This is a genomic window from Ruegeria sp. HKCCA0235A (assembly GCF_013033235.1).
Lineage (GTDB): Bacteria > Pseudomonadota > Alphaproteobacteria > Rhodobacterales > Rhodobacteraceae > Ruegeria.
Window position 1 is genome coordinate 96,980 of the sequence record NZ_WQDQ01000001.1, and the last position, 24,816, is coordinate 121,795.

The 24,816-nt window shown below is 58.6% G+C and carries 24 protein-coding genes; 7 read left to right on the plus strand and 17 right to left on the minus strand.

All coding sequences use genetic code 11. The annotated features are described in order from the left end of the window. Positions 1-59: 59 nt before the first annotated feature. Genes GOW56_RS00450 through GOW56_RS00470 form a run of 5 tightly spaced genes read right to left on the minus strand, consistent with a single transcriptional unit; the run spans position 60 to position 4,209 of the window. A complete protein-coding gene (locus tag GOW56_RS00450; RefSeq protein WP_171204613.1) occupies positions 60-680 on the minus strand; it encodes an ImuA family protein in 621 nt (206 codons plus the stop codon). 48 nt (positions 681-728) lie between these two features. Beyond that, positions 729-1,310 carry a TIGR02281 family clan AA aspartic protease gene (locus GOW56_RS00455; RefSeq protein WP_171116315.1) on the minus strand — a complete coding sequence of 194 codons (582 nt, stop codon included), beginning with the start codon at positions 1,308-1,310 and terminating at the stop codon, positions 729-731. A 42-nt stretch (positions 1,311-1,352) separates the two neighbouring features. Further along, on the minus strand, positions 1,353-1,970 hold the full coding sequence (locus GOW56_RS00460; RefSeq protein WP_171116313.1) for a MarC family protein: 618 nt from the start codon (positions 1,968-1,970) through the stop codon (positions 1,353-1,355). 2 nt (positions 1,971-1,972) lie between these two features. Continuing rightward, positions 1,973-2,362: an ACT domain-containing protein gene (locus GOW56_RS00465; RefSeq protein WP_171204614.1), complete on the minus strand. Its 390-nt coding sequence runs from the start codon at positions 2,360-2,362 to the stop codon at positions 1,973-1,975. Continuing rightward, complete coding sequence (locus GOW56_RS00470) at positions 2,359-4,209, minus strand: ABC-F family ATP-binding cassette domain-containing protein (RefSeq protein WP_171204615.1); 1,851 nt, start codon at positions 4,207-4,209, stop codon at positions 2,359-2,361. Before GOW56_RS00470 ends, GOW56_RS00465 begins: the two co-directional genes overlap by 4 nt. 106 nt (positions 4,210-4,315) lie before the next feature. On the opposite strand from GOW56_RS00470, the gene GOW56_RS00475 reads away from it, so the two are divergent. Together GOW56_RS00475 and ndk are read left to right on the plus strand one after the other, a co-directional pair. Then, complete coding sequence (locus tag GOW56_RS00475; protein WP_171205019.1) at positions 4,316-5,518, plus strand: multidrug effflux MFS transporter; 1,203 nt, start codon at positions 4,316-4,318, stop codon at positions 5,516-5,518. Positions 5,519-5,632: 114 nt separating this feature from the next. Next, positions 5,633-6,055 carry a nucleoside-diphosphate kinase gene (gene ndk / locus GOW56_RS00480; RefSeq protein WP_068334875.1) on the plus strand — a complete coding sequence of 141 codons (423 nt, stop codon included), beginning with the start codon at positions 5,633-5,635 and terminating at the stop codon, positions 6,053-6,055. Between the two features lie 54 nt (positions 6,056-6,109). Here ndk and GOW56_RS00485 read toward each other — a convergent pair whose 3' ends face one another. After that, the gene (locus GOW56_RS00485; RefSeq protein WP_171204616.1) at positions 6,110-6,457 is read right to left on the minus strand and encodes a TfoX/Sxy family protein; all 348 of its coding nucleotides are present in this window, start codon (positions 6,455-6,457) and stop codon (positions 6,110-6,112) included. 305 nt (positions 6,458-6,762) lie between these two features. Between GOW56_RS00485 and GOW56_RS00490 the strand changes: the two genes are divergently transcribed. From GOW56_RS00490 to GOW56_RS00500, 3 genes are read left to right on the plus strand one after another with little or no spacing between them, the layout of a single operon-like run. Further along, complete coding sequence (locus GOW56_RS00490; protein ID WP_171204617.1) at positions 6,763-8,283, plus strand: CHAD domain-containing protein; 1,521 nt, start codon at positions 6,763-6,765, stop codon at positions 8,281-8,283. 3 nt (positions 8,284-8,286) lie between these two features. Further along, the gene (locus GOW56_RS00495; protein ID WP_171204618.1) at positions 8,287-9,042 is read left to right on the plus strand and encodes a ParA family protein; all 756 of its coding nucleotides are present in this window, start codon (positions 8,287-8,289) and stop codon (positions 9,040-9,042) included. Next, complete coding sequence (locus GOW56_RS00500; RefSeq protein WP_171116304.1) at positions 9,039-9,506, plus strand: CYTH domain-containing protein; 468 nt, start codon at positions 9,039-9,041, stop codon at positions 9,504-9,506. Before GOW56_RS00495 ends, GOW56_RS00500 begins: the two co-directional genes overlap by 4 nt. Here GOW56_RS00500 and GOW56_RS00505 read toward each other — a convergent pair. The 9 genes from GOW56_RS00505 to GOW56_RS00545 all read right to left on the minus strand — a co-directional run bounded on the left by GOW56_RS00505 (position 9,503) and on the right by GOW56_RS00545 (position 21,228). Beyond that, a complete protein-coding gene (locus GOW56_RS00505; RefSeq protein ID WP_171116302.1) occupies positions 9,503-10,873 on the minus strand; it encodes an ATP-binding protein in 1,371 nt (456 codons plus the stop codon). The genes GOW56_RS00500 and GOW56_RS00505 overlap by 4 nt on opposite strands. Beyond that, positions 10,866-11,546: a response regulator transcription factor gene (locus GOW56_RS00510; protein ID WP_171204619.1), complete on the minus strand. Its 681-nt coding sequence runs from the start codon at positions 11,544-11,546 to the stop codon at positions 10,866-10,868. The genes GOW56_RS00505 and GOW56_RS00510 overlap by 8 nt, the downstream gene beginning before the upstream one ends. 180 nt (positions 11,547-11,726) lie before the next feature. Continuing rightward, a complete protein-coding gene (locus tag GOW56_RS00515; protein WP_171204620.1) occupies positions 11,727-13,163 on the minus strand; it encodes a DegQ family serine endoprotease in 1,437 nt (478 codons plus the stop codon). 750 nt (positions 13,164-13,913) lie between these two features. Next, a complete protein-coding gene (locus GOW56_RS00520) occupies positions 13,914-14,513 on the minus strand; it encodes an NTP transferase domain-containing protein (RefSeq protein WP_171204621.1) in 600 nt (199 codons plus the stop codon). Between the two features lie 31 nt (positions 14,514-14,544). Beyond that, positions 14,545-16,962, minus strand: a complete 2,418-nt coding sequence (locus tag GOW56_RS00525) for an FAD-dependent oxidoreductase (protein WP_171204622.1) — start codon at positions 16,960-16,962, stop codon at positions 14,545-14,547. A gap of 237 nt (positions 16,963-17,199) precedes the next feature. After that, positions 17,200-17,358 carry a hypothetical protein gene (locus GOW56_RS00530; protein ID WP_171204623.1) on the minus strand — a complete coding sequence of 53 codons (159 nt, stop codon included), beginning with the start codon at positions 17,356-17,358 and terminating at the stop codon, positions 17,200-17,202. Positions 17,359-17,377: 19 nt separating this feature from the next. Then, complete coding sequence (locus GOW56_RS00535) at positions 17,378-18,685, minus strand: HlyC/CorC family transporter (RefSeq protein ID WP_171204624.1); 1,308 nt, start codon at positions 18,683-18,685, stop codon at positions 17,378-17,380. Between the two features lie 63 nt (positions 18,686-18,748). Further along, positions 18,749-19,705, minus strand: coding sequence for a site-specific tyrosine recombinase XerD (locus tag GOW56_RS00540; RefSeq protein WP_171204625.1), 957 nt, complete (start codon positions 19,703-19,705; stop codon positions 18,749-18,751). A gap of 2 nt (positions 19,706-19,707) precedes the next feature. Beyond that, positions 19,708-21,228, minus strand: a complete 1,521-nt coding sequence (locus tag GOW56_RS00545; RefSeq protein ID WP_171204626.1) for a hypothetical protein — start codon at positions 21,226-21,228, stop codon at positions 19,708-19,710. A 218-nt stretch (positions 21,229-21,446) separates the two neighbouring features. Between GOW56_RS00545 and GOW56_RS00555 the strand changes: the two genes are divergently transcribed. Both GOW56_RS00555 and aroB read left to right on the plus strand, forming a co-directional pair. Further along, positions 21,447-22,034 carry a shikimate kinase gene (locus tag GOW56_RS00555; protein ID WP_171116289.1) on the plus strand — a complete coding sequence of 196 codons (588 nt, stop codon included), beginning with the start codon at positions 21,447-21,449 and terminating at the stop codon, positions 22,032-22,034. Further along, positions 22,035-23,147, plus strand: coding sequence for a 3-dehydroquinate synthase (gene aroB, locus GOW56_RS00560; RefSeq protein WP_171204627.1), 1,113 nt, complete (start codon positions 22,035-22,037; stop codon positions 23,145-23,147). Positions 23,148-23,156: 9 nt separating this feature from the next. Here the strand turns inward: aroB and GOW56_RS00565 are convergent, their stop codons facing one another. After that, positions 23,157-24,227 (minus strand): site-2 protease family protein, encoded by a 1,071-nt coding sequence (locus GOW56_RS00565; RefSeq protein WP_171116285.1) that lies wholly within the window; start codon positions 24,225-24,227, stop codon positions 23,157-23,159. 18 nt (positions 24,228-24,245) lie between these two features. Next, a complete protein-coding gene (gene ssb / locus GOW56_RS00570) occupies positions 24,246-24,734 on the minus strand; it encodes a single-stranded DNA-binding protein (RefSeq protein ID WP_171204628.1) in 489 nt (162 codons plus the stop codon). Positions 24,735-24,816: the final 82 nt, after the last annotated feature.

Here is a 24,816-nt window from a genome sequence, read left to right on the forward strand (position 1 = left end):
GTGACGCTAGGGCGCGGCCCGGGTTTTGACCAGTCACATCTTGCGTGATCCGCGTGGCTTTATGCCGGTGTGTCTTCGGTTTCGATCCGTTCCAGATGCAACCCGGCACGGGCGGCGGTCATGGTGGCCTGCCATGTGACCTGGGGCAGGGCGCGGGCGCGGCGGCGGGTCAGGGTCCAGATCCGAGCCTCATCCCGATGGGTGGCCGCCATGTGCCAGCGCGTTTCAACCCCTTGCGCGCCACCGTCTCCGGGTGTCAGCAGCAAACCAAGCGGAGCCCGCCCCATCGCCCCCCCTTGTTCGGCGGCCAGATGCATCCGGCGTATCGGTGTCAGCCCCGGCGCGCCGGGCAGGTCGCCGACGATCAGCGGAATGGCCCCGCTGCGCAGCGCCTCCTCCAGACACCACAGCAGATCCTCGGCACGGGTGGGCTGAACAAAGATGAACCGGGCCGGATCGGCAAAGGCCATCATCCCATCGGGGTTCAGCTGGCCGGGTTCCCACGCGGGGGAAATCCACAAGACCGGCCCCTGTGTCTGACTGGCCAGCCACATGGCAAAGCTGCGCCGGGCGGGGCCGCATGCCTCGTGCACGCGGCCCAGTTGCAGGGTGATCTGCGGATGGAGGTTTACCCCCGGTGCCTGACGCGCAGGTTTGTGGCCAAGAAGCTGAGTGGACATGCCGGAACATTAGCATGTTCTATTTTTGTTCTCAAGTGGTCAGGGCCGTCAACGAGACAGGATCAACTTGCCATTTGCAAATTGGACGCTCGAGAAACGATGCAGGTATTCCATTCCCAAAAGCGATTTATCCAGCTCGCCCTCATTGACCCAGGCCGATACGTTCTGGTCGGTAATGGGGCCTGCGGTCAGGGTGTCAAGCCGCACCGGCGCTGTGCGTACCTCGCCGTTGGCGGTCAGGGCGCGGCCGAAATAGTTCAGTTGATCGGGATCGATGCCCACACGTTCTGCGTCCCGGGCACTGAGAACGATCTGGCTGGCGCCGGTGTCGACAAGAAAGTTGATCGGCTCACCATTCACCAAAACCGGCAGGTAATAGTGACCATCATAGGCACGAGGCACCTCGATCGCGTTGCCGGTGACGGTCATCTGCGGGGCAGGGCCAACCGAAGACCGGATGTCTTCCCACAGGCCGATGACGGCGATGACGCCAACAAAAATGAACACCCAGGCCATCACCTGCTGCAACGTCTTGTTCAGGGTCTGGCGGTTTTGCGAAACGAACCAGAACGCGACGGCCAGCCCAAGCACGACCAGATAGACCAATTGTCCGATATCGACGCTGTCCACAGGGTTCACCCCACTCAAGTTGCACGTCACATATATGGGGGTTTAAGACGCAAAACCAAAGGCCTTGAGGCCATCGAGAATGAACTGCACCGACAAGGCCGCAAGCAGCATCCCCAGCAGCCGGGTCAACACGTTCAGCCCGGTTTTGCCCAAAATCCGCGCGACCGCGCCAGAGGTCAGATACATCACGAAGACCATCGCCAGCACAACCAGCATCACGCCGATGACAATGGCAAGGCCCTGAATGCCCGGCTGCTGGCCCGCAAGCAGAATCATCGTTGCAATCGATCCGGGGCCTGCAATCAGCGGAATGCCCAGGGGAAAGACGGACGGGTCCGGGTGTTCCTCTTCCTCGGCGCTGCTTTCGCGTCGCTTGGTGCGGCGTTCAAACAGCATATCCAGCGCGGTCAGGAACAGCAGGACACCTCCTGCAACGCGGAACGCTTCCATCGAGATGCCAACAAACCCCAGAAGGGCTTCGCCAAAGGCGGCAAACAGGGCCAGGATGAAGCCTGCTGTCAGGCAGGCCCGAATGGCAATGGACCGGCGCGTGTGCCAGTCCATACCCTGTGTCAGCGCCACGAAGATCGGCGTTTGCGCGGGCGGATCAAGGACCACGAAAAGCGTTGTGAACGCGGTAATCAGAAATGCACTGTCCATTGTTATCTGCTGCTCCGTTGCAGGTCTTGCAGGATACGCAGGGCATCTTGCGAACAACCTGATGGGACATAGACGTGATCGTGGTGATACCCCGCGACCATGTTCGCGGGAATGCCGGCCCGAGCCAGCGCGCTGGAAACGGCCGCGGTCAAACCAACACCTTCCAGCGAGGAATGAACCTGCAACGTGATGCACCGCATCGCGACGGCATCTTGCGGTGCCGCAGCGATCGGGACGACAAGAGACAGCCCTTCGGCCTCGGTGCAGCTGGACCGCGTGCCCTGTGGCCAGGGCTTGTCTTCTGGCCATACGACAAAGGCAAATTCACCGGGCTGCAAATCGGGATGCATACCGGCAATCATAGCGTCGGTGTCTTTGACGGGTGTTTTCATGCTGTTTCTGCCTGTTCAAGCCGTTCGGCGGCGGCGACCCATAAAGCCTCGGCTTTTTGCATGGCCTCGGTGACTTCGGTGAACTTGCGGTTCCAGGTTTCCAGATCGTTGATCTTGTCGTCCTCGTACAGCTCCGGATCGGCCAGTTTGGTCGAAAGCTTGTCATGCATTTCCGTCAGCTTCTCGATCCGGTCCTCGCATTTGCGCAGATCCGCACGCAAGGCCAGTATCGTCTCGCGCGGGGGGCGTTTCGATTTGACCGCCCGGGGCTTTTCCCTGACGGGTCTGTCGCGCGCCAGCAGCAGGGACCGATAGGCTTCAAGGTCGCCGTCGAAAGGTTTGACCGTACCGTCCGAAACCAGCCAAAGTCGATCCGCGACAAGGCTCAGCAAGTGCATGTCGTGACTGACCAGAACCACCGCGCCGGAATAAGCCGTCAGCGCCTCGACCAGCGCCTCGCGGCTTTCGATGTCAAGGTGGTTGGTCGGCTCGTCAAGGATCAGCATATGGGGCGCGTCGATCGTGGCGAGCAGCAGTGAAAGCCGCGCTTTCTGTCCGCCCGACAGGCGCCCGACCTCGGTTTCCGCCTGATCCGCATTCAACCCGAACCCGGCCAGTCGCGATCGCCACTTGCCCGGCGCTTCGTCAGGGCGCAGACGGCGCAGGTGGTCCAGCGGCGTTTCGTCCACGTAAAGCTCATCCACCTGATGCTGTGCGAAATACCCGATGCGCAGCTTGTTGCTTCGGGTCATCTTGCCCGCCATGAGGGGCAGCCGGTCCGACAGTAGCTTGGACAAGGTCGACTTGCCCTGTCCGTTCTTGCCCAACAGCGCGATACGGTCATCCTGATCGATACGCAGGTTCAGGCGGCGCAGCACTTCGGTTTCGCCATAGCCGGTGACGCCGCCTTCGATCTGGATGATCGGTGGAGACAGTTCCTCGGGTTCCGGAAAGCTGAAGGCGCGCAGGGCGGCCTCTTGCGGGGTCGAGACCAGTTGGATGCGTTCGATCATCTTCAGGCGCGACTGGGCCTGAACGGCCTTCGAGGCCTTGTAGCGGAACCGATCCACAAAGCTTTGCAGATGTGCGATGCGGGCCTTGGCCTTGGCGTTTTCCGATTCCGCCTGTGCCAGCCGTTCCGCACGGCGTTCCGCGAACTTGTCGTATGGCACCGCGTAATAGGTCAGCTTGCGGTCTTCCAGATGCAGGATCGACCCCACGGCGCGGTTCAGAAGGCCTCGGTCGTGGCTGATGATAATCACAGTGTGCGGATATTTGGCCAGATAGCTTTCCAGCCACAGCGCGCCTTCGAGGTCCAGATAGTTGGTCGGTTCGTCCAGCAGCAGCAGATCGGGCTGAGAAAACAGCACCGCCGCCAGTGCAACGCGCATCCGCCAACCGCCCGAGAAATCCGAACAGGGGCGCTGCTGGTCTTCGTCGTCAAAGCCCAACCCCTTGAGGATCGAAGCTGCGCGGGCCTCGGCGGACCAGGCGTCGATATCGGCCAGACGTGTCTGAATTTCAGCGATACGTGTCGGGTCTTCGGCGCTTTCGGCCTCGGCCATCAACGCACTGCGTTCGGTATCTGCGGCCAGAACCGTATTGATCAGCGAGACGTCAGAGGAGGGCACCTCTTGCGCCACGCCACCGATCCGAGCGCGTTTCGGGACCGAGATATTTCCCGATTCCAAAGCCAACTCGCCCCGGATCAGGCGGAACAGCGTGGTCTTTCCGGTTCCGTTCCGACCGACAAGGCCAACCTTGTGACCATCGGGAATTGTCGCGGTTGCGCCGTCAAACAACGGGCGACCTTCAACGGCATAAGTGATGTCTTCGATCCGTAACATGGGGCGCTCTTAGCAGAGCTGTGTTGCCTCCGCCAGCGGCTCGGCATGTTCAATCTTTCAGCAATGTGATAGCGCTGTGTCGTTTGCTATTCAGAACGGTTTTCACATGCGCGCGGCCCGGACACCTCCGCACTTGGTCACTCTGATTTTTGCCACGGCACTGTCGGTTTTGTCACTGAACATGTTCCTGCCATCTTTGGCCCACATGAGTATGGATTTCGGTGTGGATTATGGCTTGGTTAACCTGTCGGTTGCCGGGTATCTGGCGGTCTCAGCCGTGTTGCAGCTGATCATGGGTCCGCTTTCCGATCGTTACGGGCGCAGACCGATACTTTTGATGTGCATCACCATCTTCGTCATCGCCTCAATCGGATGCTCTCTGGCCGAGGCCATTTGGACCTTTCTGGGCTTTCGCCTTTTGCAGGCCGCGGTGGTGGCTGGGTCGGTTCTTTCCAGCGCATCGATCAGAGATCGGTATCCGCCGAACGAGGCTGCAAGCAAACTGGGGTATGTGGCGATGGCCATGGCTTTGGCCCCAATGCTTGGCCCTATGCTGGGTGGGACACTCGACATGCTCTTTGGCTGGCGCTCGGGGTTTGTTCTTTACACTGTGCTGGGGGCAGGGCTGCTGGTTTTGCTTTGGTTCGACATGGGCGAGACCAATACAAACCGCTCTTCAACCTTTACAGCCCAATTGCGCGAGTATCCGGATCTGTTCCGCGCCCGCCGATTCTGGGGCTATGCCTTATGCGCATCGTTTTCGATTGGTGGGTTCTACAGCTTCATCACCGGCGCGCCATTGGTTGCTGCCGCATGGTTTGATCTGAGCCCTGCCATGTTGGGACTTGGGATTGGTATCATAACAGGCGGGTTCATGGTCGGTAACTTCGTTACTGGTCGGATCGCGGCACGGACACGTCTGACCACAATGATCCTGATCGGCCGCGTTGTGGCTTCGACCGGGCCATTCTGCGGATTGCTTCTGTTCATCGCCGGGCTGGGGTCAGTCTGGGTATTCTTCGGTTCGGCCATCTGCGTTGGGTTCGGCAATGGGCTGACCAATGCAAACGCTTCGGCAGGGGTCATGTCCGTGCGACCCAAACTGGCAGGCAGCGCGGCAGGGTTGTCTGGGGCGATGGTGGTCGGGCTTGGCGCGATCCTGACCTCGATGACGGGTGCGTTTGTCAGCCCTGAAAACGGGCCGTTTCTGGTTCTGGGCATGATGTGGGCCAGCAGCTTTGCAGGTTTGCTTGCAGTGCTTTACGTTCGGCGTCTGGACCGGGTAGACCCTTTGCCGGATACATTCTGAGCGCCAAAGCGGCAGGCAAACCATCATAACACTTTTCATGAGCGAAAGACCGTGGTACGCGGCGCGCGATGGATTTCGGCGCGGTCCCGCGCCACATTGTAAGGAGAGGCCGACATGGCACTGGAACGTACATTCTCGATCATCAAACCCGACGCAACGCGCCGCAACCTGACTGGCAAGATCAACGCCAAGTTCGAAGAAGCCGGGCTGCGTATCGTTGCGCAGAAGCGCATCCACATGACCAAGGAACAAGCCGGCAAGTTCTACGAAGTACACGCCGAGCGTCCGTTCTATGACGAACTGTGCGAATTCATGTCGTCGGCTCCAGTCGTTGTTCAGGTTCTGGAAGGCGAAGGTGCCATTGCGAAGAACCGTGAAGTCATGGGTGCAACCAACCCGGCGGACGCAGCACCGGGCACCATCCGCGCGGAATTTGCTGAATCGGTTGGCGAAAACTCGGTCCATGGTTCGGATGCACCGGAAACCGCGGCTGTTGAGATCGCATATTTCTTCTCGGGCATCGAACTGGTCGGTTAAGCCGGTTTTTTGCCGAAAGATCGGGCCGCTCCGCCAGGAGCGGCCTTTTTTTGTTCAGACCTGCTTTAGATCTTTGGGTGCAACGCGGACCCCGATGGCATCCAGATCGGCAACCATCCGGTTTTCCGGCGCGGCGCTGTTGCCGGCCTTGATCGCGTCGAAACGTTGTCGCAACTTCTTTTTCTCTTCACCCTTGCAATCATTCCAGGGGCGTCCCTGAAGCCCCATCACCAAAACATAGTAGCCGATGAAATGTGCTTTGGTACCAGCCCGCAAAAGCCGGGCATAGGCTTCATCCGGTCCCAGCTGTCGCAGTTCATCAGCCGAGCGGATGCCGGCGCGCGCGCAGGCCTGCTCGAAAGCCGGGCCAAGGTTGCGGATCGAAGAAACTGGATCGCTCATGAGCCTGTCTTAATTGCACCTCTGGGGTCTGTCACCCATGTTTGCGCGTTGGCGAAACATAATGTCTTGCTGTCTTCTGGTGTTTCCGCTCTCATGAAGTCATGCTGCCTCGGCGGTCCGGGTTTCAAAAGCCAACAGATACCAAAAGCGGGTGGGTCCAGGGCCAGACAAACTGCTGACCAAGGTAAAAGCCGAATACGCTGAACGTGATGAAGGATCAGAACCGTCGAAGAAGGAACCAGCGTGCAGAAGATCGTTGAGACAAATGTCATTGAACACCTGAAAACGCCCCGGATTGGTGGATCATGACCGAACCTTCAGGTGTTCAGTGCATTCTGTCCCGATCCATTGACAAAGCGCATGTTGAAAAGCTCATTCCCGGGTTCACGATCAGGATCGACCCACCAACGGAATCGAGATCTTTCGTGCTTTTGGATTGCCACGATCAATCGTTGCGGAATTCAGGTCGTGTTCTGGTTGAGGTCGCAGAAACACTGTGGCTTTTCCAGAATGGCCGTGCGCCGCTGTCTCAACGCGGCAAGGGGCAGGGGCGGTTTGTTCAAGACCTGCCGCGGGGTCCGGTGACAAGGGCTTTGAAGGGTTTCCCCAAACTGCGTGCGCTGATGCAGATCGGAACCGGAGAGATTCAGACGAAACCCCTCGTCGTACTGGATGAGCTGGAGAAAACACTGGTCAGGGGAACGGTTTGGTGCCTGTCTTCGCAGACGGGTCAGGCAGCAATCGTTCAGCTTCAGCGGCTGCGGGGGTATGAGAAAGAATTTCAAAAAGTGAACACCGCGATATCCGCCTTGTCCGGGGGCGGGCCGGGTGTCGAAGCGCTTTGTGCCGGACTTTTTCCGGGCATGGCCGCCTATCGCGCCAAGCCAGAGATCAAGTTGGGAAAAGCTGAGCCATCTATTCAGGTCGCGGCAGATATCATTCAAACATATCTGCAAGTTGCCCGGCAAAACGAATATGGGGTGATAGCCGATATCGACACAGAGTTTCTGCATGATTACCGGGTGTCATTGCGAAAGGTCCGATCCGTGATCAGCCTGTTCAAAGGCGTATTTTCAGACGCGCAGACAGTGCAATTGAAGCGTGTCTTTTCCGATCTCATGGCCGCCACCGGGCGTATGCGTGATCTGGATGTCTACCTTCTGGAAAAAGATAAATACTTCAGTCTTGTGCCGCCCAGTCTTCACGCGGGCCTGCAAGAGATGTTCGACCTTTTCGAGAAGGAGCGCGCCAAGGAACTGTCACGCTTGTCCCGCCGGTTGCGCAGTGACGAATACAACGCCCGTATGTCCGATCTGACGGCGATGTTCAACGGAACGGATCACCTGACGCCCGGATCAAACGCGAAACGGGCAGCACATGAATACGCGTGCACATTGATCTGGAAACGGTATCGCAAGCTCTGCAAAATCGCACGCGGTGTCACTGACGAAACTCCGGACGAAATCGTGCATGACCTTCGTATCGATTGCAAGAAACTGCGCTATCTGATGGAGATATTTGGGCCTCTGTTCGATGAAAAGAGCTTCAAGAACATCATCAAGCCATTGAAAAAGCTACAGGACAATCTGGGCGTGTTCAACGACTGCTCTGTTCAGCAAAAGTCCTTGTTGGCCTTTGTCGCGCAGCACAGCGACACGCGGGGCCATGTGGATGCGCGGATGGGCTTGGCCGTTGGGGGATTGATTGCGGTTCTGGATCAGCGCCAAAAGGCCGAGCGGAGCCGCGTGATTGCCAGCTTTCAGAAGTTTGACGGTCCAGATACCCGGCACCTGTTTCAGAACTTGTTTCACCGAAAAGAGGAGTGAGGAATGAAGATCATTGCCTGTTACAGCAACAAGGGCGGTGTTGGCAAAACCGCTACTTCGGTGAACCTGGCTTATTCCTATGCGCAGGCGGGGCAACAGGTGTTGTTGTGTGATCTCGACCCCCAGGGCGCTTCAGGGTTCTACTTTCGGGTGAAGCCATCAAAAAAACTGAAGGATGCGCGGTTTTTCGATGATGTGGGGCGGTTTATCAAGGCAATCCGGGCCAGTGATTTCGAAGGGCTGGACGTGCTGCCGGCGAACCTGACCTTTCGCGACTTCGACGTGTTCCTGTCGCGGATGCGAAACAAACGCTCGCGGCTGAAAAAAGCTTTGATGGCCGCGGGCAGCGACTATGACGTGATCATTCTGGATTGCCCGCCCAACTTTTCAACTTTGTCCGAGAATGTCTTCAAAGCTGCCGATGAAATCGTCGTGCCGGTCATGCCGACAACCCTGTCCGAGCGGAGTTTCGATCAGTTGGTAAGCTTTTTTGAACAACACAAGCTGCGCAAGAAAAAGCTGCGCGCCTTTTTTTCGATGGTGCAACACCGGAAGGTTTTGCATCAGGAAACCATGAAGGAGATGCGCAAGCTGTATCCGAAACGCTTTTTGCAGACGGTGGTTCCTTTCGCTGCGGATATTGAAAAGATGGGTCAGTATCGTGCCCCGGTCTGTACCTATGCCGGGCGCAGTGCGGCCTGTGCGTCTTACAGGGCGCTGTTTGAAGAGCTGGAAAACGGAGTGATTTCGAACCAATGAGCAAGGAAATCGAGCGCAAGTTTCTGGTTTCAAGCCTGCCGGACCTGAGCGAAGCGAAAAAGGCCGTTGTAAGACAGGGTTATCTGACGGCCCCCGACGATTCCACCGAGCTTCGGCTGAGGCAAAAGAACGATGCGTATTTCCTGACCTTGAAAGGGGTCGGTGGCCTGGTCCGGGTAGAACGAGAGGCAGAGATCACCGCGGATCAGTTCGAAACCTTCTGGCCGGAAACCGAAGGGCGCAGGGTTGAAAAAGAGCGCTACACCGGCCATTTGCCGGATGGCTTGCTGTTCGAGCTGGACGTCTTTTCAGGCGATCTGGCGCCGCTGCGCCTGGTCGAGGTAGAGTTCACCTCGGAGGAGCAGGCCAAAGGATACGTGCCACCGGATTGGTTCGGTGCAGATGTCACCGCCGACACGCGATACAAGAACAAGACCATGGCGATATACGGCGTTCCGGATTAACGCAGTTGTGCCAGATTGATCGTGGTTTCCAGCCCGGGGTCGCAGTTCCGGGCGGCGAATTTTCCGCCGTGCATATGTGAGATTGCGGCCACCAGAGCCAGGCCCAATCCCGCATTCCGTTCCGTCCGCGCGGGGTCAAGTGTCACGAAAGGAAGCTGAAGGCGATCCAGTTCTTCAGGAGGCACGCCGGGGCCACGATCCCTGACGCTCAGTTGGGTGAAACCGTCGCGAGTACCGATCGAGATCGTGATTGCAGTATGTTCCGGCGCGTAACGCATTGCGTTTTCCAACAGATTGGAAAGAGCTTGCGACAGAAGGGGCCGGTGCCCCTGAATGGCAGGGGCGGAACCCTTGACTTCAAGCTGCACGCCTTGATCGGCGGCTACCGGGTCATAAAGCTCGACAACATCACCAACAAGTTGCTGCAAATCGATGGTTTCGAATTGCTCGCGCCCCAGGCCGGCCTCGGCCCGAGAAATTTCGGTGAGCTGCCCCAGAACCCGCAGGACGTGATCGATTTCACCCGTCGCCCGCGCAATGTCGATCTCGCGATCCAAGTCGCTTTTGTCGGGTTCAGAGAGGGCCTCGACCCTTTGGCGCAGGCGAGACAAAGGTGAGCGGAGATCATGAGCAATCGAATTAGATGTGGTCCGAAGGTTGCTTATCAACTCCTCGATCCGGTCAAGCATGTTGTTCAATGTGCCTGAAACCTGATCGAATTCGTCCCCGGTTCCGCGCAGCGGCATCCGTTTTGACAGATCGCCTGAAACGATATTCTCGGCCGTACTGGCGATATCCGAAAGGCGCGAAAACACCAAACGCGTGAACAACCAGCCGGTGATGACGCTCAGAACCAAAGCAATCCCAAGCGCCAACGCAACCGAGCGAAACAAAACCCTGTCGAATTGCTGGCGCGACGCTGCATCCCGTCCAACCAGCAGGCGCTCGCCGCCCGGAAGGCGGATGGATGCAGCTGAAACCGGCACAAGCTGATCATTGTCGGCCCGGCGCAATTCCAAGTCCACCCAACCGCTTCCAGCGGCAATGTTCACCGGCCAAGACTTGAGATTGCCGACAAGTTTGACCCCCAACCTGTCTGTCAAAAGATACAGCGCGTCCCGCTCGGCGGCACTTGGCAAACGGCGCTCAATTGCAGTGATCAAACCTATCAGCCCACGCCTTTCGTATTCATCCGCAAGCCCTGTCAACTCGGCTGACACGACCGAGCGGGTTTCGGCCTCGATGCTTCGATTGGCGGTCACATAGACGATGGCGAGTACAGACGCCGTCAGAATCGTGCTCAGAAACATGCTGGTTGCAACCAGCCTTGTGCGGGAATTGTTCAGGGAAAGCCGAAGGTTATCCATCGGACATCATGTAACCCGCTCCGCGGACAGTTTCAATCAACGGCGCGTCACCGCCTTCGTCCAACTGGCGTCGCAGCTTCGAAATATGCACGTCCACGACGTTGGTGTTCGGGTCAAAATGATAATCCCAAACCCCTTCAAGCAACATGGTGCGCGACACCACACGGTTTTTGCGGCGCAGGAAAAATTCGAGAATCTGAAACTCACGCGGTGTCAGGGTGATCTCGTGCCCGTCGCGTGTGACTTTGCGAGTCAACAAGTCCATCTGAAGGTCTTTGCAAGTCAATGTCGGCGTCTCTTCGGATTCCTGAGGGCGACGCAAAAGGGCTTCGATTCTGGCGTGCAACTCCTGAAACGAAAAAGGCTTGACCAGGTAGTCGTCAGCGCCCGAGCGCAGCCCTTTTACCCTTTCGTCCACGGCGCTCATCGCCGTCAGCATCAAAACCGGGGTTTTCAAACCGGCGGCCCGCATCGACTTGATCAGCGACAGCCCGTCCAGACCGGGTAGCATCCTGTCAAGAATAATGGCGTCAAACCCACCGTCCGTGGCATGGTACAACCCCTCACGACCGTCAGCAGCGGTTTCGACCACATACCCCTCTTCGCCAAAACCTTTGGCGATGAAGTCCCTGGTGTCAGCATCATCTTCGACGATCAACAGACGGCGGCTCATGGTCGGGATCCTTTCTTTTGATATTTAAACACAAATTTTAACTAAAGCATATGGTTAGAAGAAGTTCTTGCCGGGTGCTGGGCCGGCACCCGGCAAGCCCGGCGGATAGTGGACAACTCTGATCCGCCGGGTGAGGCGTGCGCCGAAAATCCCCATCAAGCGGCGCACGCATGTTCAAGGTCAGGCCAGTTCGACCGCGACAAAAATCTGGCTGCCGCCACGGTTGATCAGCACCAGGGCAGGATCGGTTTTTTCACTGTCCAGCGCAGCCTTCAAAGCATCCGGAGTGACAGTGTCCTGATTGCCGAGCTTGACGATCACATCGCCGCGTTGCAGGCCGGCCTTTGCCGCAGGGCTGTCGGGCTTCAGGTCGGTGACGACAACGCCCTCGACGGTTTCAGCAACACCATTTTCTGCCCGAACCGCTTCGGTCAGGGGGGCCACGGTCACACCCAGTGTTGTTCCCGCAACTTCCGCCTCGACCGGTTTGTCGGCCTCGGCCGATGCGGCCTGATGCTGGCCAACCGTCAAGGTCACAGTTTCCATCTTGCCGTCACGCAAAACGGTCAGAGTGCTGTCGGTGCCGACCTTGGTCGTGCCCACAAGGATGGGAAGGTCACCGCTGGACTCCACGGCATCGTCGTTAAAGCTCAGGATAACGTCTCCCTGCTTCAGGGCGCCGTCTGCCGGGCTGCCGGCAACCACGTCAGACACCAGCGCACCCGAGGAAGCCTCGATTCCCAACGCTGCCGCAAGTTGTGGGCTTACGTTCTGGATCGACACGCCCAGCCAGCCGCGGCTCACCTGTCCGTCATCCCGCAGATCGGCCGCGATGTGTTCAACGATGTTCGACGTGACGGCAAATCCAAGCCCCACAGAACCACCGCTGGGTGAATAGATGGCCGAGTTCACACCGACCACTTCGCCATCCATGTTGAACAGGGGACCGCCCGAGTTGCCTTTGTTTATCGCTGCATCTGTCTGGATGAACTCGGCATAAGGGCCTTCCGAGATGTTGCGGCCTTTTGCCGAAACGATGCCTGTGGTCACGGTCGAGCTCAGGCCGAAGGGGTTGCCGATGGCGACCACATCTTCACCTACGCGGATCTCGTCACTGTCGCCAAGCTCCACGGCTTGCAGGTCAGTTCCTGCGTCGATTTTCAGAACCGCGATATCCGTCAACGGGTCCGTTCCGACCACTTCGGCTTCGAAGGTACGGTCATCGCTGAGCCTTACGGTCACGGTCGAGGCATTGTCGACGACATGGTGATTGGTGACAATGTATCCGGCTTCGTCCAGAACAAATCCCGAACCCAGGCCCTGGGACGGGCCGCGTTGCGGCATGTTGAACCCTTCGGGGCCGCCGAAGCGTTTGAAGAATTCACCAAAAGGGTGTCCTTCGAAGTCAAAGTTTTGCCCCTGGGTTGGGGTCGGCGCTGTATCTTGTTCAGCGATGATGGTTACGACCGAGGGTGAAACGGTCTCAACCAGATCGGCCAATGCCTCGTCCGCCATGGACGGGATAGCCGTCGTTGCCAGTAGGGCCGCGCCGAGCGTACTGACACCGACCCAGTTGGAAGTGCGGGGAAGTAGAAGCGAGGATTTGCGGATGCTCATTTGTGTCTCCTGATTATCGTCACGCAGTTGCGGCTGCGCGTTGAGACAACAGTTGCATGCTCAGAATTGGCGTTTCCTGACTGATCAATTAATAAATCTTAATTTTGCCACAAAGCCGGTGTTGGGTTGCGGTCGACGTCGATGGGGATTCGCGGAATTTCACCGATCCGCACCAGAGCGAATCGGAGGATTGTTGCTAAAAATGGCGTCAAACTTTCAAAAATATTGAATTTGTTTTGTTTTGTTGACAATCATCCTTCCGAATGATGGAGAAAAAAGCTGCTCTTCCAATGGTTGTGGGTGGGTTTGTGTGAGGCATGGCTTGACACACTAAAAATCTTTTTGAGTGCGGATATCGGTGAATAAGTTTGCGCTTAATCACGAATCGCTACCCCTTCCGAATTTGAAGAGTCTCCTTTAAGTTGATCCTAGTCTCGCGCGATGTTGCGTAAAAGCCATTCGCAGAAGACCCAAATTAACCATTCCTTCCAATTTTACGTTGTTTCGAGCGATCGGATAAGTGAGGATGAAGGTGCCCAAGTGAGGGGAGCCAAAAGCGCTAGGGGGCGCTGGCGGCTAACTCGATCACCAAAAGTGATAGCGGCGTGTTAACGAGGGGGTCTTGTTTAGGTTTGGCTGTTTGGGAGTCGGAGTGTTTCTGAAAGCACACTGGCCACACTTTGGAGATTGAGCAAAGTGGTAGTCCTGTTTTGGGCACCGGCCCGGTCGATAAGACCGGGCCGTGTTTGTTCAGGGGGCATGTTTTTTGCGCCAGGCCTTCCAGTCATCCAGGGTATCCAGATCCAAAAGTGCGTTTCGGCCGGGGAGCGGATGCAGATGAACAAAGTCTTTATGCTCCCGCACGATCTCTTGTGCACCGTCGTCCCCCTGCAACTGTGACAGTTGACCAAAAAGGGATCTGTCAAACACCACCGGATGACCGGGCTTTCCATCCTCGGTTGTACCACGCCAGATCAGGTAGTCGGGATGGGTTAGTCGCGCTTTCAGGATTGTTGCCAAGTCAGCCTGAGTCAGATCGGGCAGATCGGCCAGCAAAACCATCGCGGCGGGAGCATCCGGCGGCAGTTTTTGGATTGCGGCGCGCAAACTGGCGTTCATGCCTTCTGCCGCATCCCGGACCGGAACGATCTGAACATCCATGCCATCAAGTGCGCCATATCTGGGATTTGGTTCAGGGGGCAGGGCGACAATCACAGGACCCACGGCGGAGGCTGTGCGTGCCGAGCGTGCGACCAACGGAATACCGTTGATCGGCTGCATCAATTTGTCGATGCCGCCCATGCGGCTGGATTGACCCGCTGCCAGAAGGATAATGGGTATTTCAGTCATTTCGGTACAATGCCGTCGGCCCGAGCGCGAGTCATCCCCTCATTCGGGCGCCATCTGCGTCAAACAAGGGTGTCGAGATGACCTTTGCCTTGCGCATCTGACCCAGTATTTCGATCTTGACTCCAAGCCCGTCTGCTGCGCGTTCGGTTGGCAGAAAGCCGATGGCGACGGACTTGCGGGCACAATGCGAATAACCGCCCGAGGTGCAAAAGCCCACGACAGTGCCATCCAGCCAGATCGGTTCATAGGCGTTCACGTCGGCGTCGTCTGCGTCGACCTCGAAGGCCACCAACCTGCGCGCGGAGCCGTCGGCACGTTCCGTCTCGGCGGCGGCGCGGCCGATGAAATCAGCGGGCTTGTTGAAGGCAATGAAGCGGTCGAGCCCGGTTTCAGCGGCTGTGTAGTCGGGAGAGAACTCGCGCATCCACGAGCCGAAGAACTTGTCGAGCCGCAGGCTCATCATCGCGCGCATGCCGAAGGGCACCATGCCGTGCGGTTGGCCGGCCTGCCATAGGGTCCACCAAAGCTGGCGCTGCGCCATCGGATCGCAATAGATCTCGAACCCCAGGTCGCCGGTATAGCTGACCCGCTGCACGATGCAGTCGGTCATGCCCACGACCATGCGGCGCACGTCCATGAAGCGCATGTCGCTGACATCGGCGCGGGTGCAGGTGGCCAGAACCTCGCGGGCCTTGGGGCCGGCGATCTGGAAGCCGGTGCGGCGGTCAGAGATGTTTTCAACGGTTGCGCCGTCTTCCTGATGTTGCTGAAACCAGTGCATGTGGAAGTTCTGCGCACCATATGAGGCGGTGAGTTGGAATTCCTCCTCGCCCAGGCAGGACACGGTGAAATCGCCGATCAGCTTGCCCTTGGGCGACAGCATCGGGGTCAGCGACAGGCGGCCCGGGGCGGGGATGCGCCCGGCCAAGATCCGATCCAGCCAGTCGCGGGCGCGCGGACCTGTCACAAGGTATTTGCCGAAATTGTGCACCTCGTTGATACCCACGCCCCCGCGCACGGCACGCGCCTCGCGGCCCGTTGCCGCAAACGCGTCCGAGCGGCGGAAGGACGGGGTTTCATAGCTCGGCTCGCCCGCTTGCGCGAAATAGTTGGCGACCTCGAGCCCGTATTGCTGGCCCCAGACGGCGCCCAGATCGCTGAATATGTCATACATCGGCGTGGTGCGGTTGGGCCGCGCGGCGGGCAGTTCCTCGTTGGGGTAGGCGACAGAGAAACGCTTCTGATAGTTCTCGATCACCTTGGGGCGGGTGTATCCGGGGGTGATCCAGTCGCCAAACCGGGCCACGTCCATGGCAAAGACGTCGCGCTCGGGCTCGCCCTCGATCATCCATTGCGCCAGCGTCAGGCCGACGCCGCCGCCCTGGCTGAACCCGGCCATCACGCCGCAGGCCGACCAGTAGTTGCGCACGCCCGGCACCGGCCCGACCAGCGGGTTGCCGTCGGGGGCAAAGGTGAAGGGGCCATGGATCACCGATTTTACACCGGCCTCGGCCAGAACCGGGAAGCGGCGATAGGCGAAATCGATACTGTCGGTGATCTTGTCGAAATCATCGGGCAGCAGCTCGTGGCCGAACTCCCACGGCGTGCCGTCCACCGCCCAAGGCTTGCAGGGTTGTTCGTAGAAGCCGATGCACAGGCCGCGCCCTTCCTGCCGCAGATAGCTCTCGCCGGCCGGGTCCATGACGTGCGGATGCTCGCCGCCTACGTCGATGATCGCCTCGATTTCGGGGATGTTGTCGGTGACCAGGTATTGGTGTTCCATCGGGTGTAGCGGGAAGTAGATGCCCGCCATCGCGCCCACCTCGCGCGCCCAGAGGCCGCCGGCGTTGACGATATGCTCAGCGTGGATGGTGCCCTTGTCGGTCACAACGTCCCATGTGCCGTCGGGGCGCTGGTTGGTCTCGCGCACCATGCAGTGGGTCTCGATCGTGGCTCCGCCCATGCGCGCGGCCTTGGCATAGGCGTGGGTCGTGCCCGAGGGGTCGAGGTGCCCGTCGAGAGGATCGTAGAGCGCGCCGATGATGCCGTCGGTGTTGGTGATGGGGGCGATCTTCTTGATCTCGTCGGGGCCGACGATCTCTGTCTCCAGCCCCATAAAGCGATGCTTGGCGCGTTCGGCCAGCAGCATGTCGAACCGGTCCTGGTTGTCGGCCAGCGTAATGCCGCCCACATGGTGCAGCCCGCAAGACATGCCAGTGATCTCTTCCAGCTCTTTATACAGCCGGATGGTATAGCCCTGCAGTGCGGCCATGTTGGTGTCGCCGTTGAGCGTATGAAACCCACCCGCCGCGTGCCAGGTCGATCCGCTGGTCAGTTCGGACCGCTCCAGCAGCATCACGTCGGACCAGCCCAGCTTGGTCAGGTGATAGAGCACCGAACAACCGACGACGCCGCCCCCGATGACGGCAACCTGACAGGTGGTTTTCACAGTGTTCCTCCCTATGATTATGGAAAAAACTGTCGAGCCGATGGGGATATTACTCGTCTGTTAGCGACAACAAGTGTCGCATGTCATCTATTGCGCCGGCTTTGGAATTGCACAGCCTTCTCGCGCAGCCAAAGTGCGTCGATACTTGTAACCGAGGGCAAACAAACAGACGGCCTGCGCCTTGTTCAGCACGACATCGCCCGGTGGTTTTTCGGCCTTGAAGGCTGCTTTTCCACTTTACTGCACAGCTGAAACAAAGTCGGGGTGATCAAACTGGCCCATCTCGCCCAGCTCCGTGCTTGGGCCGGACTTTGCGATGATCGGAATATCCGCGCCCGGTTCAGCGCAATTGGGTCGTTCGGTTGACGACAGGCGCTTGGGCAGCGCGCGGAACATTTCAGAAAAATCGCAAGGGCTACAGGGGGCGCACTTTCAGTCCGGTGATGCGGTTGCCTTCACGCGCCGTGACCTCGAATCGGAAACCGTGGAACGAAAACACCTGACCGACGTCAGGGATCATCTGGGCCTCGTGAATCACCAGACCGGCCAGCGTGTTCGCCTCGTCATCCGGCAGAGACCAGTCCAGTGCCCTGTTGGCATCCCGGATTGTCATGGAACCTTCAACCAGATACTGGCCATCTTCGATGCGTGTTACCGGAACCTCTTCGTCTATGTCGAACTCATCGGCAATCTCGCCCACGATTTCTTCAAGAATATCTTCAAGCGTGATCAGGCCTCGCAGTGACCCATATTCATCCACAACCAATGCAAAATGGCTGTGCATCCGCAGGAATTCCCGCATCTGGTCGTCCAGCGTCGTGGTTTCGGGCACAAAGTAAGGGTCGTTTGCCACCTTTCCGATGTCAAAGCTTGCCAAACGGTCGGTCCCGCCGTCGCTGCTGCCTGCCTGCGCATACATGGCGCGAAAGAGGTCCTTGGCGTGGACAACGCCCACGATGTTTTCCGGCTCGTCCCGGAACACAGGCAGACGGGTGTGGGGGCTTTGCAGACATTGTTTCAGAATTTCCTCTGGGGCGGCATTGGCGTCGATCATCTCGATATTCGATCGGTGCAGCATGATCTCTTCCACCGTTCGGTCGCCCAAATCCAGCGCACCCAAGATGCGGTCGCGGTCTTCCTTTTCGACCACGCCTTCGGAATGACCAAGTTGCAAGGCGCCGGCAATCTCTTCGCGTACAGCCAGAATGTTGCTGTCGGGATCGATCTGCACGCCGAACAGGCGCAACACACCGCGCACTAGCAGCCGCACCGCGGCCACAATGGGTGAAAACACCGTCACGACGACGCTAATGATCGGCGCGACAGCCGCCGCGGCCTTTTCGGAATTGGTGATGGCGTAGGTCTTGGGCAGCACTTCGGCAAAGATCAGCACCAGCAAAGTCATGACCAGGGTCGCCAACGCCACGCCGCTTTCGCCGAACAAACGGGTGAACAAGGCCGTCGCCAGCGAGGCCGCCAGGATGTTGACAAGGTTGTTGCCCAGAAGAACCGAGCCGATCAGGCGTTCATTGTCATCGGTGATTTCCAGCGCCTTTTTTGCGCCCCGTGATCCCTTGTCGGCCTGCGCCCGCAGTTTTCCGCGAGAAGAGGCTGTAAGCGCCGTTTCCGAACCCGAGAAAAAGCCGGACAAAACGAGCAACAAGAGGATCGCGCCTGACGTAAACCAGAATGCGCTGTCGATCAGAGAAGATGAGAGTTCCATTGGTCCTTGGTGGGTTAGGGTGACGCATCCGTTATGGGGATGCCGCGCTGCTGGATCAAGGGCTTAGCCCCGGTCTTCGTCAGGGTCTTTGCTCAGCGGGTGGTGTTGCAACACCAGTTCCGACAGCCGTTCATCCAGAACATGAGTATAAATCTCGGTCGTTGCAACGTCGGCGTGACCCAACAAGGTCTGGATCGAACGCAGATCAGCGCCGTTGGCCAGCAGATGCGTGGCAAAGGCATGGCGCAGGGTATGCGGGGTTACTTTCTCGGGTGAAACGCCACCTTGAACGGCCAGTTCCTTGACCAGCAGAAAAAACCTGTGCCGCGTCAGGTGGCCGGATTTGCCGCGCGACGGAAACAGAAAACGGGACCTTTGACCGCCTTTCTCGACGGTCTGGTCTTCGGCTTCGTCCCGCACGGTCAACCAGGCAGCCAAAGCATCCCGCGCCGGCGGGGACAGGGGCACCATGCGTTCCTTGCCGCCTTTGCCCATCACCAGCAACATACGCGGATCGCCACGGGCCGAGGAAACGGGCAGGGACACAAGTTCGGTCACACGCATCCCGGTGGCGTAGAGAACTTCCATCAAACAGGTATTGCGTATGCGATCAGGCTTGCTGCGCCCGGTTTGTCGGGCGGCTGCCAGAAGACGGTCGACTTCGGGCACGTCCAGCGTTTTGGGCAGTCGCTTCTGTCGCCCCGGACCTTTGATCTGGATGGCGGGGTTCGTCTCGCTCCAGCCTTCCTCGAACGCAAAGCGGTACAGCTGTTTTATCGCCGACAATCGCCGCGCGCGGGTGGAACGTGACAAGCCCTGTGCCTGGCAGTCGATCAGATAGGCCTCGATCTGATCACGATCTGCCTGATCGAATCCGGATCCCATGCGCTGCAACCAGGACGCAAAGTCTTTCAGATCGCGCCCATAGGCCAGCAAGGTATTTGTCGCCGCGCCAAGTTCCGCTGCTTGGGCCTGTAGAAAGGTCGAAATCCATAGCTCATTTGTCGCCGGAATTGCCATCTTCAACGCTCTTGCAGGATCAACAGGCTCAGCGCGGCACGCCGCGCGGTGTCTTCCAGGCCCACGCGTCGGAAGGTTGCAATTGCTGCGGTCAGATCCACCAGATTGCCCCGTGCACCATGCGCAAACAGCTGCATGGCTTCCAGTATGGCTTCACCAAGCTGACCGTTGTCCAGTAAGGCGTCAATGTCGTTGGGTACGGGTGCCGCCCATGCAAACCCCTGAGAAACCGCGTCCGCCAACGGAGAAGGAGAAACCGCCCGCCCCGGATCACCCTGCGCCAGCGCCGCAAGAAACAGGGTATCGATCGAGTTGTCCGGTGCTGATTGCGCAGCCTGTTCGTACAGGCCAGACAGCATCAGAATGCGCCAGCGCAGGTTTTCAGTCGCCGGCACCGACAGCGAAACCTTCGACAGACGCTCGGCGAACAATTCGGCGAAGGGCACTTCAAGCCCGACGCTGCGCATCTGCTGCCAGACTAGTGGCAGCGTTTTTCCGATGGCTTCAGCGTTTCGCGTATCCAATGCGCTTTCAAATCGTTGGATGGCCGCGACCCGGTCCCAAACTGCGCCGGACGCTGCCGGGGACCTTTCGGTATAAAGTCCAAGCAATTGATTGGGCGTCAAAGCGCCAATGCGTGTAAGCCGTTCGGCGGCTTCGATCTGCGCTTTCCATCCGGCCACATCCCGAAGATCCGCGTTGGCGAAAGCGCGTGGCAACGAGGCGGAAGGAAGCCGCTCTCCGATCGCTTCGAACAGTCGGAAACTCAATGGATCCGGGTTTTCAGGTTGGGGCAGATAAGCCGCGCCTTCATAGAGTTCAGGGCTTAGAAAACGATCCAGAACCGCCAGCTCTTCCGGCGGCAGGATGTCCAGGGCATGCGCTGCCTCAAGCGTCAACGCTGCCGATGCCCAATCTCCGCGTCGGGCTTTGCAGAACACTTGCGCGGCGTAGTCCTTTGACAGATGCGGTTCGGCGATAAGGGCGGTGCAGCTGCGATCCTCATCACCGGTCAGCAGTGTTGCGTCAAACCAGCGCTGAAATCGATCCTGTGTATCGGTCGGCCCGGCCAGTTGAACCAGTGATTGCACGGGATCAGCCGCGCCCAGTTGCATCAGACGGTCCAGCCGCGCCAGCAGCATAATCTCTTGCGCATCAGGGCCCGCCGGTGCCCGGGTTTCCGACAGAAGCAATGTAAACAACAGGCGTTGCATGGCCGGGTTGTCGCGCACGGGCGTCTTCGCGATCAGCTCCGCCAGCCGGTTCGCATCGCTGCCTTGCCACAAATCCACGGGCAACCCAGTGACGGATGATGCGACCAGGCCCAAAGGTTGCGACAACGCTTCAAGCGGCGTGACCTCAATTTCGGGCAATCCGCCGTTCTGTGCCACCGGCGGTTCCAACAATACGGTTCCGGGCAGGTTTTCCGGCGGATCCGCAAGCCACTCGATCGCGGATAACGGGGTCTGCGCATGTGCCGATCCCGCCAGAAAGACCGCCAACAGCGCCTGTTTAGTTGACATCCAATACGACCGGTTCGCGGATTTCACTTTGAGGCGCAGAAAAATCCGCGCCAAAGAATGGGCCAACATAGGCGTAGGCGACCAGCCCAATGAATACCAGGCAAAGAACATATATCAGGAATTTGATCAGTCGGCCCATGGCCCCACGCTGCCTCAATTTTTGATTTTGGCCAAGTTATAACTGGCATTTTTCCCAAGATCACGTCATTCACGTTTAAATGAGCGAAATTAAGCATAACACACATTCAACAGACACACAGGGTGGTTTTGATCTGCACAAAACCGTGGTTCTGGTGGGGATGATGGGGGCTGGCAAAACTGCGGTGGGTCGCGCGTTGGCCGCACGTCTGGGTGTTCCGTTTCTGGACAGCGATGCCGAGATCGAATCAGCCGCCAACATGACCATTCCTGAAATCTTTGAGCGTGACGGCGAACCTTTCTTTCGCACCAAGGAATCGCAGGTCATCGGGCGCTTGCTGGATGAACAAAAAGGCATTCTTTCAACGGGTGGGGGGGCGTTTCTCCAGCCGGAAAACCGTCGCATCATCGCCGAAAAGGGCGCTGCCGTCTGGCTGCGCGCGGATCTGAATGTTCTGTGGAACCGTGTGCGCCACAAGGACACCCGTCCTCTGCTGCGCACCGCCGATCCCTATGCGACGCTGAAATCCCTCTACGAGGCCCGCGTGCCGGTTTATGCTCAGGCCGATCTGACAGTGGATTCGGATGGTGAGACCTCGATCGAAAATATGGTAGGCCGCGTTGTCGACGCTCTGTTGGCGCGCCCTGATGTTTTGGAACTCAAATAAATGCACCAAACAGTACATGTGGACCTGGGTGACCGATCCTATGATGTTGAAATCGGTCCGGATCTTCTGACGCGGGCGGGGGGCTGGATATCACCACTTCTGGCCCGGCCAAAAGTCGCGGTTCTGACGGATGAAAACGTGGCCGGTCTGCATCTTGAGGCATTGCGCGCCGGGCTGAATGCCGCGGGGATCGAGATGACCGCGCTGGCGCTGCCCGCCGGAGAGGCAACCAAAAGCTGGCCGCATTTCGAGCGCGCCGTCGAGTGGCTGCTCGCGGAAAAAGTCGAACGCCGGGATGTCGTCGTGGCCTTGGGGGGCGGCGTCATCGGAGACCTGGCTGGCTTTGCAGCGGCGGTTTTGCGGCGCGGTGTTCGCTTTGTGCAGATTCCAACGTCATTGCTGGCGCAAGTGGACAGCTCGGTCGGTGGAAAGACCGGGATCAACGCACCACTGGGCAAAAACCTGATCGGCGCGTTTCATCAACCGTCTCTGGTTCTTGCGGATACCTCTGTTCTGGGGACCATGACCCAAAGAGACTTCTTGTCGGGCTATGGCGAGGTCGTGAAATACGGATTGCTTGGCGATGCGAAATTCTTTGATTGGCTTGAGGCGCACGGGCCAAGCGTTTCCTCGGGTGACATGGCGGCCCGGGTACACGCGGTGACGCGCTCGGTGCAAATGAAGGCCGACATCGTCGCGCGGGATGAAACCGAACAAGGTGACAGGGCTCTTCTCAATCTGGGTCACACGTTCTGCCACGCCCTGGAGGCCGCGACGGGATATTCCGACCGCCTTCTGCATGGCGAAGGTGTGGCAATTGGCTGCGCGCTGGCGTTTGAGTTGTCATCGCGCCTGGGTTTGTGCTCGCAAGAGGATCCAAGCCGGGTGCGCGCGCATTTGCGTGCCATGGGGATGAAGACGGATCTGGCCGATATTCCGGGCGAATTGCCAGGCGCCGAGGCGCTGGTGGATCTTATGGGACAGGACAAGAAAGTCGTGGATGGCCAGCTTCGGTTTATTCTGGCGCGTGGGATCGGAGAGGCGTTCGTGACCTCAGATGTACCGAAAGATGCGGTTCTTTCGGTCCTGTCGGATGCGCTTGCCACGGCTTGACCTGAAGGCCTAGCGCCCCTGAATGACCATCAGTTCACCGATGTTTTCGCGCGTGATGTAACCCATCATGCGACCACCCCGAGTGACCACAGCGATGGCCGGAGCGCCGTTGTGCAAGTGCTCCAGAACGGTCTCGAGCCCGGTGGTAAGCGAAACCGAGGGGACCGCCGCGTCCATGATCGACGTGGCGGGTGCTGATCTGGATTGGTCACTTGCCAGCGCAGCAAACAGCCGTTCACGCGTGACGAATCCCAGCAGGGCCTGGCTTGAGTCCAATACAGGGAATTCGTGTTGAGTGGTGTGGATCACGGCTTGCGCCGCCGTGCTCAGCGTATCGTCGGGGGAAAGCGCGTGAAACTCGGTGATCATCGCGTCCCGGGCCAAAACCCGGCGCGCTGCGGATCGCAGGGCGACGTCCTGGCTTTCGGCGTTGGCGGCGATGAACACGAACACAGCGATGAGAACCAGAAACGGGTTGCCTGAACTCAGCCCCAAAAAACCCAGACCCACCGCAACGATCTGACCTCCGACCGCAGCCACGCGTGTTGCTTTGACGCGGTCCATGCGCAGGCACAGAAGCGCGCGGAATACGCGCCCTCCGTCCATGGGGAAGGCCGGAATCATGTTGAATACGGCCAGCAGCAGGTTGATGTAGGCCAGCCTGTTCAGAAACCCGATACCCGGTGAATCGATCTGGGAAAGCGTCTCGATCGGCACTCCTGCTCCGAAGGCGACCAGTATGACCCAGATCACGATGTTCACCGCCGGACCTGCAAGTGCTACAAGCACTTCTTGCATCGGTTTTTCCGGCATCCTTTCAAGCCGGGCCAACCCACCGATCGGCAACAATGTTATGTCTGGGGTCTTGATTCCAAAGCGTCGCGCCATGAGGGCATGACCGAATTCGTGCGCGACCACACAGGCAAACAAGGCCAGAACAAACAACAGGTTGTCTATGGCGGCCGGCAGGCCACCGGCGGAATAGGCGGCAAAGCCTACCCAGGCCAGAAGCAGGAAAAACGTGACATGGACCCTCAGTTCGGACCCGAGCAACCGGCCGAGAGAAAAGGACCATGTCATGTCGTGTCTCCGAATTTTCTAGAACGGAATCTCGTCGTCGTCGATTCCACCCGATGCCGGTGCCGGGGAACTGGACGGACCGCCGTAAGGATCTCCGTACCCGCTGCCACCGGCCTGGCCGCCGCCGTAACCACCGCCGCTGCCGCCGCCTTCACCGCGGCTGTCGAGCAAGGTCAATTCACCGCGGTAGGGGCGCAGAACAACCTCGGTTGAATAACGGTCTTGCCCCGACTGATCCTGCCATTTGCGGGTTTCCAGCTGGCCTTCGATATAAACCTTGCTGCCTTTGCGCAGATATTGCTCAGCAATACGGGCCAGCGGTTCCGAGAAGATGGCGACCGAGTGCCATTCCGTGCGTTCGCGGCGTTCGCCCGTGTTGCGGTCTTTCCAGTTCTCTGACGTGGCAATGCGCAGATTGCAAACCTTTCCGCCGTTCTGGAACGACCGGACCTCGGGGTCGCGGCCAAGATTACCTACCAGAATGACCTTGTTGACTGAACCCGCCATGTAATTCCTCGTTCTGTTTTCGCGTATGTGCGCCGAATCTGGCGCGACTTGTTTCGTGAGACCCTATACGGCCTGCATCATG

Bases quoted from the DNA above. Each gene is read 5' to 3' on its own strand.
- GOW56_RS00450 (WP_171204613.1), bottom strand. From the start codon at position 680: ATGTCCACTCAGCTTCTTGGCCACAAACCTGCGCGTCAGGCACCGGGG.
- GOW56_RS00460 (WP_171116313.1), bottom strand. From the start codon at position 1,970: ATGGACAGTGCATTTCTGATTACCGCGTTCACAACGCTTTTCGTGGTC.
- GOW56_RS00465 (WP_171204614.1), bottom strand. From the start codon at position 2,362: ATGAAAACACCCGTCAAAGACACCGACGCTATGATTGCCGGTATGCAT.
- GOW56_RS00470 (WP_171204615.1), bottom strand. From the start codon at position 4,209: ATGTTACGGATCGAAGACATCACTTATGCCGTTGAAGGTCGCCCGTTG.
- GOW56_RS00475 (WP_171205019.1), top strand. From the start codon at position 4,316: ATGCGCGCGGCCCGGACACCTCCGCACTTGGTCACTCTGATTTTTGCC.
- ndk (WP_068334875.1), top strand. From the start codon at position 5,633: ATGGCACTGGAACGTACATTCTCGATCATCAAACCCGACGCAACGCGC.
- GOW56_RS00485 (WP_171204616.1), bottom strand. From the start codon at position 6,457: ATGAGCGATCCAGTTTCTTCGATCCGCAACCTTGGCCCGGCTTTCGAG.
- GOW56_RS00490 (WP_171204617.1), top strand. From the start codon at position 6,763: ATGACCGAACCTTCAGGTGTTCAGTGCATTCTGTCCCGATCCATTGAC.
- GOW56_RS00495 (WP_171204618.1), top strand. From the start codon at position 8,287: ATGAAGATCATTGCCTGTTACAGCAACAAGGGCGGTGTTGGCAAAACC.
- GOW56_RS00500 (WP_171116304.1), top strand. From the start codon at position 9,039: ATGAGCAAGGAAATCGAGCGCAAGTTTCTGGTTTCAAGCCTGCCGGAC.
- GOW56_RS00505 (WP_171116302.1), bottom strand. From the start codon at position 10,873: ATGGATAACCTTCGGCTTTCCCTGAACAATTCCCGCACAAGGCTGGTT.
- GOW56_RS00510 (WP_171204619.1), bottom strand. From the start codon at position 11,546: ATGAGCCGCCGTCTGTTGATCGTCGAAGATGATGCTGACACCAGGGAC.
- GOW56_RS00515 (WP_171204620.1), bottom strand. From the start codon at position 13,163: ATGAGCATCCGCAAATCCTCGCTTCTACTTCCCCGCACTTCCAACTGG.
- GOW56_RS00520 (WP_171204621.1), bottom strand. From the start codon at position 14,513: ATGACTGAAATACCCATTATCCTTCTGGCAGCGGGTCAATCCAGCCGC.
- GOW56_RS00530 (WP_171204623.1), bottom strand. From the start codon at position 17,358: ATGTTCCGCGCGCTGCCCAAGCGCCTGTCGTCAACCGAACGACCCAAT.
- GOW56_RS00535 (WP_171204624.1), bottom strand. From the start codon at position 18,685: ATGGAACTCTCATCTTCTCTGATCGACAGCGCATTCTGGTTTACGTCA.
- GOW56_RS00540 (WP_171204625.1), bottom strand. From the start codon at position 19,705: ATGGCAATTCCGGCGACAAATGAGCTATGGATTTCGACCTTTCTACAG.
- GOW56_RS00545 (WP_171204626.1), bottom strand. From the start codon at position 21,228: ATGTCAACTAAACAGGCGCTGTTGGCGGTCTTTCTGGCGGGATCGGCA.
- GOW56_RS00555 (WP_171116289.1), top strand. From the start codon at position 21,447: ATGAGCGAAATTAAGCATAACACACATTCAACAGACACACAGGGTGGT.
- aroB (WP_171204627.1), top strand. From the start codon at position 22,035: ATGCACCAAACAGTACATGTGGACCTGGGTGACCGATCCTATGATGTT.
- GOW56_RS00565 (WP_171116285.1), bottom strand. From the start codon at position 24,227: ATGACATGGTCCTTTTCTCTCGGCCGGTTGCTCGGGTCCGAACTGAGG.
- ssb (WP_171204628.1), bottom strand. From the start codon at position 24,734: ATGGCGGGTTCAGTCAACAAGGTCATTCTGGTAGGTAATCTTGGCCGC.